Annotated in this window: 10 protein-coding genes and 1 tRNA gene; 3 read left to right on the forward strand and 8 right to left on the reverse strand. The window is 65.1% G+C overall.

The window, feature by feature from the left end:
• Positions 1 to 351 precede the first annotated feature (351 nt).
• Positions 352 to 2328, forward strand: a complete 1977-nt coding sequence (locus MTR62_RS16750) for a hypothetical protein (protein WP_244023054.1) — start codon at positions 352 to 354, stop codon at positions 2326 to 2328.
• A 156-nt stretch (positions 2329 to 2484) separates the two neighbouring features.
• Entirely contained in the window at positions 2485 to 3324 is an 840-nt protein-coding gene (locus MTR62_RS16755; protein WP_244023056.1) for a hypothetical protein, read from the forward strand.
• On the opposite strand, the gene MTR62_RS21650 is transcribed toward MTR62_RS16755, so the two are convergent.
• From MTR62_RS21650 to MTR62_RS16770, 4 genes are all read right to left on the reverse strand, one after another.
• A complete protein-coding gene (locus MTR62_RS21650) occupies positions 3297 to 3704 on the reverse strand; it encodes a very short patch repair endonuclease (RefSeq protein WP_407672700.1) in 408 nt (135 codons plus the stop codon). The two genes, MTR62_RS16755 and MTR62_RS21650, sit on opposite strands and share 28 nt — an antisense overlap.
• Entirely contained in the window at positions 3701 to 4873 is a 1173-nt protein-coding gene (locus MTR62_RS16760) for a DNA cytosine methyltransferase (protein ID WP_244023058.1), read from the reverse strand. Before MTR62_RS16760 ends, MTR62_RS21650 begins: the two co-directional genes overlap by 4 nt.
• Before the next feature lie 65 nt (positions 4874 to 4938).
• Positions 4939 to 6189 carry a tyrosine-type recombinase/integrase gene (locus tag MTR62_RS16765; RefSeq protein ID WP_244023060.1) on the reverse strand — a complete coding sequence of 417 codons (1251 nt, stop codon included), beginning with the start codon at positions 6187 to 6189 and terminating at the stop codon, positions 4939 to 4941.
• Positions 6190 to 6386: 197 nt separating this feature from the next.
• Positions 6387 to 6460: transfer RNA gene (locus MTR62_RS16770), tRNA-Gly, on the reverse strand.
• A 299-nt stretch (positions 6461 to 6759) separates the two neighbouring features.
• Between MTR62_RS16770 and MTR62_RS16775 the strand changes: the two genes are divergently transcribed.
• A complete protein-coding gene (locus MTR62_RS16775) occupies positions 6760 to 8664 on the forward strand; it encodes a methyl-accepting chemotaxis protein (protein WP_244023062.1) in 1905 nt (634 codons plus the stop codon).
• Between the two features lie 407 nt (positions 8665 to 9071).
• Here the strand turns inward: MTR62_RS16775 and MTR62_RS16780 are convergent, their stop codons facing one another.
• From MTR62_RS16780 to MTR62_RS16795, 4 genes are all read right to left on the reverse strand, one after another.
• The gene (locus MTR62_RS16780) at positions 9072 to 10064 is read right to left on the reverse strand and encodes a DMT family transporter (RefSeq protein ID WP_244023064.1); all 993 of its coding nucleotides are present in this window, start codon (positions 10062 to 10064) and stop codon (positions 9072 to 9074) included.
• Positions 10065 to 10239: 175 nt separating this feature from the next.
• Complete coding sequence (locus MTR62_RS16785) at positions 10240 to 11697, reverse strand: sensor histidine kinase (RefSeq protein ID WP_244023066.1); 1458 nt, start codon at positions 11695 to 11697, stop codon at positions 10240 to 10242.
• 211 nt (positions 11698 to 11908) lie between these two features.
• A complete protein-coding gene (locus MTR62_RS16790) occupies positions 11909 to 13420 on the reverse strand; it encodes a sulfatase family protein (RefSeq protein WP_244023068.1) in 1512 nt (503 codons plus the stop codon).
• A 49-nt stretch (positions 13421 to 13469) separates the two neighbouring features.
• Complete coding sequence (locus tag MTR62_RS16795) at positions 13470 to 14870, reverse strand: sulfatase family protein (RefSeq protein ID WP_244023070.1); 1401 nt, start codon at positions 14868 to 14870, stop codon at positions 13470 to 13472.
• Positions 14871 to 15397 lie beyond the last annotated feature (527 nt).

Raw genomic sequence — 15397 nt, forward strand, 5'->3', positions numbered from 1 at the left:
CCCCCGCCACCACGGAGCCGTCAAGGCTCAACGCCGCCGCGCCTCCTGCGCGGCGACTGTTGGCGGGATGCCAAGGGCAGTCCGCAACCTGACAGGGATCGTCACGGCTCTGCCGACGAGACGGCGGCGCAGCCGGTGGCTCGGTTGAGAGCGAGCGAAATAGAGCCCGGCCGCGCAGAAAGCGCGGGTCAGCCCCCGCCTACAACCTGCTACCAACGTCGAACCACAAGATACCCTCTGAATTTTCATTCCAGCATAGTGACTTAGTCACCTCGTTGAGGAATAGGCCCGCGCCCTCGCGATCGGGCTTCACTCGCCCGGCAAGCCTCACACCCTGCCCGAAAGAATTCCATGCCCCGCCCCAGCTCCCAGAAACCAACAGCGGCCCCGAAGCGGTGTCAGGGCAAACGGGGAGCGAAGCGCAGGCAACCGGCCGAACGTCCCGTTGCGCAGTTCCAGGAATGGGAGGAACCGGACAGCTTCGACGAAGCACTGCGGCTGCACATGAAACGCTTCGACGAAACAAGCCTTCTCCTCCATCGCGCAATCATTCGGCCCGACGAGACCTTCCATCCCGACACGCTCAAGGGCTGGAGCCTGGGCAAGCGCCTGCCCCGCAACGTCGCGAGCCTGGACGTGCTTGCGCGCATCGAGGCGCGCTATGGGCTGCCTCCCGGCTATTTCAAGGCGAAGCTGCCGCACCCTGGGCGCGCACCCGCCGATCAGGCGGTGCGCGGCATTGCCCCGGCCGAACAACGTCGGCTGTCCTGGCATTTGCCAGACGATTTCGCCCAGCGTTCGCGCAAGGAGCGGGCGGAAATCCTCCAATGGGTCCGCACCGTCATCATTTCCGGTTCGACCGAATATCGACGCTATCAGGCCGATGCCGCCAAGCTGCGCTATGGCCTGCGGTTCCCTTCGCTGACCGGGCGTAAGCCTCAAGGCCGACCGACACCGATAAATGACCAGGGCGAAGACCGCGACGCGCTTCCCGGCACCGGCCTTACCCGCACGGCGAAGGAGGCTCCGCCGCGCCTCACCGCCGAACTCGCGGAACTGATCCGATTCAAGTCGAGCACGCTGACCGACATCGGCTTTCACCGGAATGGTGTCTGGAATGAGGAGACCATTCTCCAGAAGGTGGAGCACCTGGGCCTTCTGTTCGGCGCCATGCACGCCGGGCCGGATGACGCCGTCGCGGGTCTCGGCGTTCCCGCAGAACAGCTCACGCTGGCCCTGCTCGTGTTTCCGCGAACCTGGGACTGGTACATCCAGTGGCGCGAGGCACGGCGCGGCTTCTTCACCCGCTGGGAAGTGGACATGCTGCGCCTCGGAGCGGCACTGACCCGCAAACGCACCGGATGGCTGCGCCAGATGCCCGAACTGGCAACGCGGCTTCTCCCTATCGAAGGCCTGCTGAGCGAGGCGGACGTCGATGCCGCGTCGCAAGACTGGGATACGGCCTGTGATCGGCTCCACGCGCACGCCATTGCCCGGGCCAAGGAAATAGAGCGTGTCGCGCGCGTGCACCGCGATCCCTTCGAACCCATCCTACCCGTTCTCGAAGCGGACAGCCCGGTGGGCGAGTACCGCAAGATCGCCGATGAAGTTCTGCGGCTCGCGCCCGATCCCGATCGCTATCCACGCGCGGCGGCCGAAGCCGCACGCGCGTTCCTGCTCATTCGCCTTGGCCTCCATCTGGGCTTGCGGCAAAAGAACCTGCGCCAGTTGATGGTCTGCCCACGTGACCGGCTGCCCCGATCCGAGCGTCAGCTCGAAGCGCTGAAGCGTGGCGAGATCCGCTGGAGCGAACGCGACCATGGCTGGGAAGTCGTCATCCCCGCCAACGCCTTCAAGAACGCAGGATCCTCGTTCTTCGACGGTCGTCCGTTCCGGCTCGTCTTGCCGGATCTGGGAGGCTTGCACCGACACATCGACGAATTCATCCGCCGCCATCGCCCGGTGTTGCTCGGCACAATCGCCGATCCGGGCACCTTCTTCGTCAAGACCACCAAGGTCACCAGCCGAACCGCAGAATACGACCAGAACACCTTCTACGAGGCTTGGCGGCTCGTGATCCAGCGCTACGGCATCTACAATCCCTACACGCAAAGAGGCGTCATCAAGGGACTGCTTCCGCACGGGCCACACAACATCCGCGACGTCCTGGCGACCCACATCCTCAAGCAGACGGGATCATACGAGCGCGCGAGCTACGCGATCCAGGACACGCCCGACATGGTCGCCAAGCACTACGGGCGCTTCCTTCCGCAGGACAAATCGGCCCTGGCGGCGCAAATTCTCAATCAGGTTTGGCTGGCGGCATGAATCTTGAGTAAGGTTCACAATTCGGACATTGGGGCGCGCCAGGCGATAACTTGCCTCGTGTTCGTTGACACAGGGCATCAAGTCGACTGAATAGCTGATGGACGCCCCAAAACTGTCGACTCCGAGCAGTTTACGACCCTGATATGCGAGTGATTGATGTACGGCCCCGACATTCTTGCAAGAACGCTTTCTATCCCTTCTCGTACGGACAAATTCGGAAATTCTTGGCAGTACCATTCGCGCAGCGATCACCACTCCAAGGTCGCCTGCTGGGGGGTGGTATTCGACGTGCTCGCAAACACTCCCCTGCTTCGGCGGCATGTCGAGGAGGGCAAGGTTTGTTTTGGGATCAACCACGAAATGCGGGACTTCGTCCACGACCGAAAGAAGGACTTGGATCTCGTCCTCTGCACGCCCGGAGGTGCTGTTACCGGGCAAACGCTCGCTTCTACCGCTGCCGGCTACGGCATCGCACTCACACAAGCTGAGCAAGATGCCCTGGCCGGGCTTCCGTCATTGGTTCGAGGTCCCGTCGGATCAGTGCTGATGGCTCTTGAAGCAAAGGCATGCATGACGGCACATCAACGTGCGCTGCCTCGCTTGTACGACGAATTGAACTCGTCGCACATGACTGTCCACGGATCGGACGACCAGGCGATTGCGGTTGGCTTCACGATGGTCAATCAGGCGGAACGCTACCTGAGTCCTGACCTCAACAAAAAGAACCGCGCGTCAGATCCGGAATGGAGCGAGCATAAACAACCCCGAGCAGCGCAACTCGCGGTCGACAAGGTCAAGCAGCTTCCCCGTCGGTCAAAGACCGGTGACGTCGGTTACGATGCGCTCGCCATCGTGGTTATCGACATGCCGAACGACGGGTCGCCCGTGCGACTGGTCGAGACACCACCAGCGCCGCAGCCAGGTGAAATCTATCATTACGACACGATGATCTCGCGCCTTGCTAGCACCTACGCTACCCGTTTCAGGGATCTTTGAAGTCTTCGGTGAAGCCCCTCGTTCTGACATTCCCATATTACCAATACGTTGTACCCGCGTGACCGTAGAGATCTGATTGCGCGCGCGTCGCGCCTTCGATTGGCAAGGAACTTTTCAGTCCAAAATTCGGCATTCGATTTCGGCACGGTCGCGCGTCGACAACCAGTGTGATGATGCCAGAAACAGCCATTGACGAATATCGCCCACCTACGCCTTTGGTTGGCGAAATCGGGGCTCCCGGGCAGAGCCTTGACGTTCTTCCTGTAACTCAGTCCCAATTCTCGCAAGGTTGCACCGACTACGAGCTCTGCCGTCGTGCCCGTTCGCCTGATTCCTCGCATTCTCTCCGAAACGTCGGCGGCAGGCTTGGCGAATGTCATTCCGCCGCGACGGCGAACTCCAGTTCGCGACCCTCGGTCGGAGCTTCCATGCGAGCAAGGTGTTCACGCAGTCGATCCTGGAAACCATCTGCGAAGCGCAAGCTCGCTCGCTCCGTACGCGAAAGAAACCCCCGTGTGGCACGGGCAGAGAGAGGTTTGCCCTCGAAGTTTAGAAACGACGCCAAGGGAAGGCGATCCTGCCACGTCGGGAAAGCGCCGATGGAAACCCCATGTCGGGACGTGCCGTCGAAGCGTGCGGCCTTCGGCCAGCGACCATTCTTGGGAAGAGGTACGTCACGTGCAGCTTGGTAATTCCCCGGCCGGGTCAAACGGCTTCCAAGCCAGCCCGCGACCGGCACGGAAACTGCATTTCCGACCAAAGACCATCTCAACGAAGCACGCCCGACCGATTCAGCCGGACGAGTCCAGTCGGTCGGAAAGCCTTGGAGCCTTTCGGCATCCCGGATGTCCGGTGTGACCACGTTTCCGTTCGGCATCAAAATTGCGGGCGGGGACGCGATCCCGACGGTCGAGCCATTCTTCAAGGTCGGAACGGCGTCCGGAGCCCACCCGAGACCGCGAAGGCCTTCGGTCCAATAGAAGCCATGTGCCCGAGCATCGAGATCCGTCTCGGGGATTGACGGTTCCACTTCATCGACGAGGACCACCGAAGCTGGATCGACGTCGGTCGTGGTTGCGACGAACAGGACACGTTCACGACGTTGAGGCAGATAGGCCATCGTGTTGACCACGCGATAGGCCCACCGATATCCGCGTTCCTCGAACGCCTCGATCAACGTCAGCATACCGCGACCCCGATCGAGTTGCAGCATGAACGATACGTTCTCCAGCACAACCCAAGGCACCCGCCGATCGTCCAGCAACCGGAAGACTTCGCCGACAAGTCCAGACTTCGCCCCCCGGATACCGGCCGTACGGCCTGCCTGGCTGAGGTCTTGGCAGGGAAAACCTCCGACCAACAGTTCCACGTCGCCAGGAAGTGAGGTTAGGTCTCGTACGTCGTTCTCGCACGGTACGTCGGGCAGGTGTGCGGCTAAGACGGCCCTCGCAGGTTCCCAAATCTCACATAGCAGTGCCGTTTCGTGACCGGCAGTTTCGAGTCCGCGCTCCAAACCTCCGATACCTGCAAACAGTCCTGCAACTTTCACCGACGATCTCCTTTGGCACTTGGGAGTGGACCCTACCTGTAAAAACCACGACTGGAAAGTTCCAACTATGTTCTCCTCCGGCCTGTGCCGCTCGTTCTTCCACAACTGCTGCCCAAATCGTCCAGCTTCCTTAGACTATCCAAATGGTCGCTCCACCATTGCGCCATCTCGACCCGCTCCTTCCAGTGTGCGCCACGGTGATAGGCCGCCCGGACCTTGTCGCTGTCCCCATGCGCCAGCGCACGTTCGATTGCGTCGGGATGCCACTTGCCGCTTTCATTGAGCAGGGTGGAAGCCATTGCCCTGAAACCATGCGCGGTCATTTCGTCGCTGGCGTAGCCAAGGCGGCGCAAACCAGCGTTGATCGTGTTGTCGCTCATCGGTCGACGACGCGACCGGATGGAAGGAAACACGTACCCTTCCGGCCCCGTCAGCGCCTTGGCGTCTTCAAGCAGGGCGAGGCTCTGGCGAGAAAGCGGGACCAGATGGTCTTTTCGCATCTTCGTCTTCGCGGCGGGGATCCTCCAGAGTGCACCATCGAAGTCGAACTCTGACCATTCGGCGTGGCGCAACTCGCCAGGGCGGACGAAGACATGGGGCGCCAACTGCATCGCCAGTTTGGTCATGGGCTGACCTTCATAGCCTTCAATCGCCCGCAGCAGTTCCCCAACGCGTTCCGGGTCGATGATCGCGCCATAGTGGGTGACCGTGGGTGTGGTCAGCGCGCCACGAAGATCGCGGGTCGGATCGGAGGGGATGCGGGCGGTGGCGACCGCGTAGCGGAAGACAGCGCCTGCGAGCTGGAGCGTGCGACGCGCGCTTTCCAGCTGCCCCTTCCTCTCGATTCTGCGAACGGCAGTCAAAACATCTATTGGTTGGATATCGGCTATCGGCATGTCGCCGATCGAGCCGCGCAGCAGCGAGAGAAGATACTCGCTGCGGTTGGCCGTCGCGGGGGCCCAGGCCTTGGCGCCATCGCGTTTGCGCTTGGCACAATACTCCTCGGCGACGGAGGTGAACGTCGTGGCCGAGGCCATTTCCGCGCGCATCTTGTCTCGCCGCTTTTCTATCGACGGATCGCGCCCATCGAAGACCAGCTCACGCGCACTGTCCCGGCGGCGCCGAGCCTCGGCCAGGCCGACGGTTGGATAGGTGCCGATCGCGAGCGCCTTTTCCTTGCCGTGGATGCGATACTTCACGCGCCAGAGCTTTCCTCCTGTGGGTTTGACCAGCAGGAACAGGCCAAGCGCGTCGCCCAGCTTGTAGGGCTTCTCTCGGGGCTTCGCGTTTCGGATCGCAATGTCGGTAAGTGGCATATTTCAGCGCCTTTCCCGTTACGAGTCCCCCACGATGGGGGTCTCTCTCACTGGTCCAGACGACGAAACCCCAAAGTACCCCCAAAATTTCCTGGATGCAGGCGGAAAAGGGCGGTCAAATCCGGACGAAGCGGAGCGCAAAAGCCCCGGATTTCCGGGCTTTTATACCATTCTTCGGATGATTTTTGAAGGGGGGATGGAGCGGGTGAAGGGAATCGAACCCTCGTCGTCAGCTTGGGAAGCTGCTGCTCTACCATTGAGCTACACCCGCGCATCGCCGGGCTGATCGGGCCAGCGTGGCCGGGATCAGGCGCCGAAGCGTGGGGCCATTTCGCACAGCTCCGGGTCCGGGTCAATCGCGCATGATGGCTGAGGAGGAATTGAAGGTGTGCAAAACCTTGGGAGCCCCCGCCCCCTGCGTGCGGGGAAGTGCGGGCGGCGCACAAAGAGTGCCTAGCGTACGGCGAGGAGCCTCCTCGTAAAAACCACAGGAGCCCACTCAGGCATTCCTTGCCGGATCGTTGGTAAACGACGTGCCACTCCCTTTCATGGCATGAAAAGAGCGCCGTAATGATTCTCCTGGGCAATCTCAAAATTCGCACTGTCACCATGGCCGCCTCCCTGCTGATCGCCGTCCTCGCGCTGGCCAGCGGCGCCATGGCACTGCGTTTCATCGACAAGCTGGGCGAAAGCCTCGATTATTCCTCAAGCAACACCGTGCCCAGCCTTGCGGTCATGGGCGATATCGCCCAAAATCAGGCGCTGGCGCGCATCCGGATGACCCAGCATATCCTGGCCGAAACGCAGGCGGACACCCGCCGCATCGACGACGAGCTCTCCGGGGCCATCGCGGCGACCGACAAGGCCTTTGATACTTACCGAAATCTCGTCTCCGACGACAAAGAGGCAGTGCTCTTCCAGGCGCTCGAGAAGACTTGGACCGACTGGAAAACGGGTCTTGAGCAGGTTCGCCCTCTGTCGCTGGCGTTGCACAACGTAGAGGCCACCACGCTCTACAACCGCACGCTCAAGCCGCTGGGCAACCAGCTCGACAAGCAGGTCGACGAGGAATTCGCCTACAACGTGAAGATCGGCAAGGATGCGGGCCAAGCCGGCAGCGCCACGGTGTCGAGCGCGTTTGCCTGGATCGTCGCCTTTCTCGTGCTGATCGGGATCAGTTGTGCGGCGGTGCTGGTGCTCATGATGAACCGCGTGACCGGACCGCTTGCCGGCCTCACCCGCGCGATGGAAGACATGGGCGCGGGCAATCTGGAACGCGCGATCCCCGGCCGCGACGGGCGCGACGAGATCGGAGAGATCGCCCGCGCGCTCGATTCGATCAAGGTCGCCGTGGCCGCCCGCGCCAGCGCGCAGGCCGAGGAACAGGCCGCCGCCCAGCGCGTGGTCGTCAACGAACTGGCGACCGGTCTCGGCTCGCTCAAGGCCGGGCGGCTCGACTGTGCCATCAACACTCGCTTCCCGCAGGACTACGAACGCCTGCGGGTCGACTTCAACGAGGCGATCGTGCAGCTCGGCGACGTCCTCGGGCAAGTGGCCAGCGCGTCGGAGCACGTCAATAACGGTGCGGGCGAAATCGCCAGTGCGGCGGACGACCTGGCCCAGCGCACCACCTCGCAGGCCGCCGCGCTCGAAGAGTCCGCTGCCGCCGTGCGCGAGCTGCGCGAATCGGTTTCGGACACCGCCCAGGTCGCCAACGAAGCGCGCCGCAGCGCGCTGGAAACCGAACGCGAGGCCGAGGAAGGCAGCGAGATCATGGTGCGCGCCTCGAACGCGATGGAGGCCATCTCCAAATCGAGCCAGCGCATGGCCGAGATCGTCACCCTGATCGACGGGATCGCCTTCCAGACCAATCTGCTCGCGCTCAACGCGGGCGTCGAGGCGGCGCGCGCGGGCGAGGCGGGCAAGGGCTTTGCCGTCGTCGCCACCGAAGTGCGCGCGCTGGCCGAGCGTTCGGCCGAGGCCGCGCGCGAAATCAGCGGGATCATCCAGACCAGCGGCGGCGAGGTGAACAACGGCGTCGAGATGCTCGGCCGCACGCGCGAGGCGCTGGGCAAGATCGTCGAGCGCACCGCCTCGATGGCGCAGATGATCGGGCGCATCGCCGATTCGGCCACCGACCAGGCCAACGCGATCGGCCAGGTCGATCAGGTCGTCGGCCAGATGGACACTTCCACCCAGCAGAACGCCGCGCTGGTCGAGGAATCGACCGCCGCCTCGCGCAGCCTGGCGCAGGAGGCCCAGCGCATGGGCCAGCTGGTCGGCCGCTTCGACCTTGGCGCGATGGGCGGCAGCAGCCATGGTGCCCCCTCCAACCACGCCAGCCACGCCAGCCAGGGCGGCGGCTATTCGGCCTCGATCGAACGCCTGCCGGTACGCGCCGCACCGCGCCCTGCAGCGCGCGCCGCCGCCGCCTCCGGCAGCCTCGCGGTGAGCGACGACTGGGCCGAGTTCTGAGAACCTGTCGGGGTCAGGTCCAGGAGGGCCTTTCCCCGACGGCACGGCCCCATCCCCCCACCTGCCGTATATTCGCGTCGGGTGGCGGATCGGGGCGGGTCAGTGCGTCCGGCCGGCTCATACCAACCTGCAGTGATCCTGACCTATGAGGATAGCCAGTCCCGTTCACTGGCGAGGAGGAGCGACAGTGGCGATGTGGTTTATCGTCACGAGGACGCGACGCCGTTCGAGGGCCACCAGGANGGCTCATACCAACCTGCAGTGATCCTGACCTATGAGGATAGCCAGTCCCGTTCACTGGCGAGGAGGAGCGACAGTGGCGATGTGGTTTATCGTCACGAGGACGCGACGCCGTTCGAGGGCCACCAGGAACCGTCCTCATAGGTCAGGATCACTGCAGGTTGGTATCAGTCGCGCCCTTCGCCGGTCAGCACCAGTGCGCCGGGTAGCGGGCGAGGGCGCTGGTGCGCGGCAACGCAGGTCAGCACGCTGGCGACCACCAGCCCGAACGCGGCAAGTTCGAGCAGCGTGGGCAGGCGCTGCTCCCAGACGAAGCCGTAGAGCAGCGCGAACAGCGTCTCGAACAGGATCATCTGGCCAACCAGGGTCAGCGGCAGCAGGCGCGACATGCGGTTCCACAGCGCGTTGCCAACGATCGAGGCGGCAAGCGCAATCCCCACCGAAACCCCGAGGAAGTGCAGCCAGGCTCCGGCGGCGTGGTGGCCGGGCGCCAGCACCAGCGCGAAAGGCACCAGCGCGAGCGCCTGAAGCCCGGTGACAATGCCGGTCAGCAGGTTCCAGTCGTGCACCCCGACGTGTTCGAGACGGGCCAGACAGCGCGCGTTGCCCACCGCAAAGGCGCTCCACGAAACCAGCGCGCCGAGCGCACAGCCCAGCCCGATCAGCTGGCGCGCCAGCCCACCCGGCACGGGCGCGCTCAGCGCCTGCCAGCCGATGCACACCGCTCCGAGCGCACACAGCAGCAACGCAGGCGCGAGCCGCACCAGCGGCACCGCCCCCTTGTCCCGGCTGCCCACGATCGTCACCACGACCGGCAGAAAGCCGATAACCAGCGAGGTCATCGCGATGCCGCCCTGCTGCACCGCGCTCGACAGCAGAATATAGTAGAGCGTGTTGCCGGTGAACGCGAGCGCGGCCAGCGCGCACCATTCGCGCCGGCCGATCGCGGCGAGCACGGCGGCCCGGCGCGGCGCGAACAAGACGAACGCGATCACCCCGTAGGCGAGATAGCGCCCGATCGCGATCTGGATCGGCGCAAAATCGCCCAGCAGCTGCGGGGCGAGGAAGACCAGCCCCCACAGCGCGCCCGCGCCCATGCCGCAGGCGATACCCTGCACGGCTGGGTTGGCAGGCGAAAAGCCGAGGGATGCGCGCGTCATGACCGGTCCTTGCTGAAGATGGCGCGTTATAGCCCTGATTTGACGGGTAATGTGCGCCATTTATGGCGCCTCCCGTGCAATTTTTATCCGCCGCGCCGCGCTCCCCATCCCCTGAGGCCATCCCCTGAGGCCATTCCCTCGGGCGTTTCCCTGGCCGGGCGCGCAGCGGCGCACGTCATCCCGGTGCGCGCGGGCGCACCAGCCGCAGTTCAAGCGTGGCCGCAAGCCCTTCGGGAGCAAAGTCGAGCGTGACCTTGCCGTGCGGCTCGGCAGCGATTCCCAGTTCGATGAGTCGCATGCCAAAGCCCCTGTGCGCAGGCGCCTCGACGCGGGGGCCGCCGCTCTCGCACCAGGTCGCGCGCAGCATCGGCTCGTCCTCCTCCGACAGGCTCCAGGCGACCGCGATGCGCCCGTCCTCGTTCGCCAGCGCGCCATACTTGATCGCGTTGGTGGTCAGCTCGTGCAGGGTCATCGCCATGGTCACCGAGAGGCGCGGCGAGAGCAGGACCTCGGGCCCGTCGATGGCGATGCGTGCGGCCGCATCGCCCGCCGCGGCGCGCACGGTCTGCGCGATAACCGCACCCAGCGGAGTTTCCTGCCAGTTACGCTCGGTCAACAGGTCGTGCGCGCGCGCCAGCGCCTGAAGCCGCGCGTCGAAGGCGCGCCGCGCCTCGCGCGCGCCATCGATCCCGCGGAAGGTCTGCGTGGCAAGGCTCTGGACGATCGCCAGGGTGTTCTTCACGCGGTGGTGCAGCTCGTTGATGAGCAGGTCCTGGTGCGCCTGCGCCTCGACCCCGTGGGTGACGTCGTGGCCCTGCACGAAGATCCCGGTGACCGCATCGGCTTCCAGGATCGGCTGGTAGACGAGATCGACGTAGCGCCGCTCGAGCCTGGGCTCCTCGCCCGGCCCCGCCTCGTCCACCGCCAGATGCACTTCGAGCGCACGGCCGAAATAGGGGCGCCCCGACCGGCGCACTTCGTCGAGGATCGCGACGAAGCCCTGTTCGACCACTTCGGGCAGCGCATCGGCAACCGCCATGCCCACGACCGCGCGGTGCGCGACGAGCTTCTGGTAGGCGGAATTGGCCAGCTCGAAGCGGTGATCGGGCCCTCCCAGCACGGCCATGAAGCCCGGCGCCTCCTGGAAATAGCGCGTCAGCCGTTCGCGCTGCGCCTGGAGCGCGGAGTTACGCTCCTGCACCGCGATCGCGCGGCGCACGACACCGATCTCGTCGCGCATGCGGCGCAGCCCGTGCAGTTCGGTCACGTCGACGGTGTGCTGGAGGATGAAGGCCACCTCGCCCGCATCGTCGAGCAACGGGGTGTGCGTGGCGCTCCAGAAGCGTTCCTGGCGCGAACCGTCGGGCGCCGCGATGTCGTAAGGGATGAGCGCGATCTCGTCGACCGTGCGGGTCTCCAGCACCCGGTCGAACGACGCGCGCAGCAAGGCGTAGCTTTCCGAATCCGGATCGCTGGGAAAGGCTTCAAAGACGTTGCGCCCGGTAATCTCCGCGCGCGTGCGCATGGTGGCGTTGAGGTAGGCCTGGTTCATCCACACGATCGTCCAGTCCCGGTCAAACACGACATAGGAGTTGGGCGACAAGGTAAAGAGCGCCTCTAGATCCAACTGCATTCGCGCGCACTCCGCCAGGGCAAGCCGGAACAACAATCGAACGCTTGCCCGCAACAGGTGTGCGCCGTCCCGACCAAAGTCAATGCAATGCAGGGCAACGCGCGGCAGCCCAATAGGCTGCCCAACCGGCACGCGCGCCGCGCGCCAACGCGGCGAGGCCGGGAAAACGTGCGTCCCCCCGGCCCCGGATGCCCTGCCCTGCAGCGCCGGCTCAGTTGCCGGGCGCGGCCACCAGATCGGTCGGCGCGGGGGTGTATTGCGCGCGCATCTTGGCGATGCGGCTGGCCTGCCAGCGGTAATCGTCGAGCGTCTCGCGGCGCAGTTCGACGAGCCGGTTGCGCAAGCCCTCGGTAATCGCCTCGTAGCCCGGCTGGCCGTAGAGGTTATGGTCCTCGTTGGGGTCGGTTTCGAGATCGTAGAGTTCGTGGCTTTCGGGCAGCACGAAATAGTGGATGTACTTCCAGCGCTCGGTGCGCACGCCGCGACAGGGCGGGACGGCCTCGAAGGCGGGGTATTCGAAAAACTCGTACATCCAGTCCTTGCGCCAGTCGGGCAGGTCCTTGCCCCGCGCGAGCGGGTAGAAGCTGCGCCCCTGCATCGTGGCGGGTGCGGAAAGGCCCGCCATGTCGAGCAGGGTCTGCGCGGCATCGACGTTGAGCACCATTTCCTCGCGCACCGTGCCCGCCGCGATCGTCTTGGGATAGCGGACCATCATCGGAATGCGGATCGAGGGTTCGTACATCAGCCGCTTGTCGTAGAAGGTGTGCTCGCCCAGGAAAAAGCCGTGGTCGGAGCTGAGGAACAGCACCGTCTCGTCGAGCATCCGCTTCTTCTCGAGGCTGTCCATCACCCGGCCCACGTCCTCGTCGTTCGACTGGACACCCGCGTAGTGGTTCTTGACCAGCTCCTCGAGCGTGCGCGGATCGTCGTTGAACACCTCGGCCGAACCGATCTTGTTTTCCGCAGCCGCCACGCGCGGCGGCTTGCCGGGGTAGCCCTTGAGATCCTCGTCGAAGTTCTCGGGCACCGGGATCGCCACCCCGTTGAAGTCGTTGAGCATCCGGCGCGGACGGTAGAACGGCGCGTGGGGCGCGTAGAACCACAGGAACAGCACGAAGGGCTTGTCCCCGCTGCGGCTGTCGACCCATTCGACCGCCTTGTCGGTCAGCAGGTCGTCGACGTATTCGTCGTAGGTCGTCTCCTCGCCATACTGCCCCTTGCGCCCCTCGATCACCCTGGGGTGCATGTAGTCGGCCTGGCCCTTGAAGCCGAAGTAGTAGTCCCAGGGATGGTCGAGCAGCGCGCCGCCGATATGGCTCTTGCCGATGAAGGCGGTCTCGTAGCCCGCCTCGCGCAACACGTCGCACAGCATCGGGAACGACTTGGGGACCTGGTTGGCATCGTTGGTGACAGCGCCGGTGCGGTGCGAATAGGCCCCGGTCAGAAACGAGGCGCGCGAGGGCAGGCACAGCGCGTTGGTGCAAAAGGCGTTGCGGAACACCGCGCCTTCGCGCGCGATGCGGTCCATGTTCGGCGTCTTGAGGATGGTGTTGCCCATGAAGCCGAACTCGTCCCAGCGCAGCCCTTCACCAAGGAAGAAGACGATGTTGGGCTTCTTCGCCTTGCCCAGCGCCGCGGCCGGACTGGCGCCAGTCGCGGCGGCCAGTCCGCCTGCGGCGAGGCTGGCGAGCAGATCGCGGCGGGTTCGTGAGATCGGGTTCATGCTGTCCTTCCCTGTCGTGTGGGCCTGGCGCCGTCTGGTCGCGGCGCGCTCAATCGTCGCTCTTGAGGCGGTAGCGCTCGGGGTTCTGGGCCACCTGCGCGGGTTGCCCGGCGAGCATCCGGCGGTAATTGTCGAGCTGCGGATCGCCGGTGCGCACCATCTCGTCGAGCAGGAGCTGCTTCATGCGCGCGGCGCGCGCGCGATGTTCGGGCGCATCGATCAGATTGTGGCGCTGGCCCGGATCGTGTTCGAGATCATAGAGCGCGAACGGATAGCCTTGCGTGTACTGCGCCACGCGCTCGGCCATCGCCGGGTCGGACTTCGCCCGCTCGACCATCGCGGGCCAGGTGAGGCCGAACATCGCCTCGGCCCGAAACAGCGTCTTCCCGCCATCAGCCCAGGGGGTGACGAGCAGCGCCCAGCGCCGGTCCTGCAGCGAGCGCATGGGATAGTGCATCCCGCTCGACACGTAATCGACGTAAGACGTGACGTAAGCGCGTTCGAACGCCGCGCCATCGCGCAGCATCGGCACCCACGAGGCGCCGTCGATCCCCTCGGGCGCGCTCTGGCCGAGCAGTTCGCACAGCGTTGGCAGGATGTCGAGATTGGTGGTCAGCGTATCGTGGCGGCGCGGCGCGCCCATGCCCGGATAGCGCAGGATCACCGGCGTGCGGATGCCGTGGTCGTAGCAGGTCGCCTTGGCGAAGGGCAGCGGCATGCCGTGGTCGGCGACGAACAGCACGACGGTGTTGTCCGCCTCCCCGCTCGCCTCGAGCGTGTCGAGGATGTGGCCGACCGCGATGTCGAGCCGCTGCACCGAATTCCAGTACTGCGCGTGCTCGGTGCTCACGGCGGGCAGATCGTCGAGGTTGGGGGGCACGGTAACATCGCCCGCGCCCAGTTCGTGGGGCACCTTGTAGGGCCCCTGGTTGCCGTTATCCATCGCCAGCCCCACCGGGCTGCCGTAGAACGGGCGGTGCGGATCGTTGATGTTGCAGTTGACGAAGAAGGGCCGCAGCTGCGCCTGCGCCTCGGTGATCGCGAGCGAGAGGAACGCGGCGTGGACCAGCGGGTGGCGATCCTTGCCTTCGGCCGCGTTGCGCCAGGGGAAGGAAGAGGCGGGCTGCATGTGCCCGATCTTGTGGCTCGCCGCGCAGTAGTAGCCCGCCTGGTCGAGCGTGCTGCACAGCGTGGGCGTGCCTTCGACCATCGGGAAGAAGCCGTTGCCGCCGTTGCGGTGGGGCAGCTTGCCGCTCATGAAGGCCTGGCGCGAGGGCATGCAGATCGGCGCCACGGTGCGCACCTGTTCGAACACCTGGCTGCGCGCGGCGAGCCGATCGAGATTGGGCGTGAGAGCGCTGCGCCCGGTCATGAAGCCGAGCCCGGTCCAGTCGATGTCGTCGGCGGTGATCAGCAGCAGGTTGGGCGCGCCGCGGCGGTCGGTGGGCATCCGGTAACTCTTGGCGCGGCTGGCCGCCGGGACGAGAGCCGCGGCCATTGCGGCAACGCCGGCCCGAAGCAGATCGCGTTTGCGCAAGGCAGCCACTGGTCTTTTCCTCTCTCCTGGCGCCAGACCCGTTTCGCCGGTCTGGCCTGTCCTTACGCCCGCGCGGAGCGATTTGTAGCGCTACATTGGTACGAAGCCGGGCGCGGGCTGTCAATCACGCATTCGTCTCTTTGCGGCGCAAGGCATCGCCGGGCGCGCGTCTGCCGTCTTGCGAGGGCCCACACGCCGGACGGCCAACGCTACGCCCAACGCCCGGCCCAAGGCAACGCCCTTCCCCTTGCGAGCGCACGATATGTAGCGCTATATCACAGGCAGAGCCGATATCCGGCCACCCAGGGAGAGCCGCCGCCATGAACAGCACCAACCGCGACACCCACCATCCCGAGCCCCGCCAGGGCCGCGTTGCGCGGCGCCGTTTCATGGCCCTTGCCGCGGGAGCCGCGGGGGCCGCGAGTGGCGCGCTGGCGGCC

The organism is Novosphingobium organovorum (assembly GCF_022832435.1).
Lineage (GTDB): Bacteria > Pseudomonadota > Alphaproteobacteria > Sphingomonadales > Sphingomonadaceae > Novosphingobium > Novosphingobium organovorum.